The organism is Bradyrhizobium sp. NBAIM08 (genome assembly GCF_020193935.1).
In the GTDB taxonomy this organism is placed as follows: Bacteria; Pseudomonadota; Alphaproteobacteria; order Rhizobiales; family Xanthobacteraceae; genus Bradyrhizobium; species Bradyrhizobium yuanmingense.
The window spans coordinates 1-403 of sequence record NZ_JADYVR010000954.1 but is presented as its reverse complement, the minus strand read 5'-3'; the positions used below and the strand labels follow the sequence as shown (position 1 = coordinate 403).

Here is a 403-nt window from a genome sequence, read left to right as displayed (position 1 = left end):
CCATCAGAGCGTGTGGCGCAAGCCCGGATGCCGCCGATTGCTCCAGGGCTCGCGAGGCTGCGACGTCCAGCAGGGGCCAGCGGCGGTCGGGCGTGATGCGTTGCATGCCCGGATTCTGTCACCGCGCAGCGAGTGCCAGCCGCTCGATCCCCAGTCCCTCGATGTCGACCTCCGGCGCGTGGCCGCCCATCAGGTCGGCCACCGCGCGGGCGCAGCCGCAGGACAAGGCCCAGCCGCTCGAACCATGGCCCAGGTTGAGCCACACGCCACGGATGCCGGTGGCGCCTATCACCGGCGGCCCGTCGGGCAGCATCGGCCGTGCGCCCTTCCATTCCTGCACCGCGGCGCCGGTGTTGGCAATGCGCGCGGCGCCCGGGAACCAATCGTGCAGCACCTTGTAGAG

The 403-nt window shown here is 71.7% G+C and carries 1 protein-coding gene; it reads right to left on the bottom strand.

Going from position 1 to position 403, the window contains the following annotated elements; genetic code table 11:
- Positions 1-118: 118 nt before the first annotated feature.
- A partial coding sequence (locus I6F37_RS42905; protein ID WP_225154816.1) for an FAD-dependent oxidoreductase occupies positions 119-403 on the bottom strand: 285 nt, incomplete at its 5' end.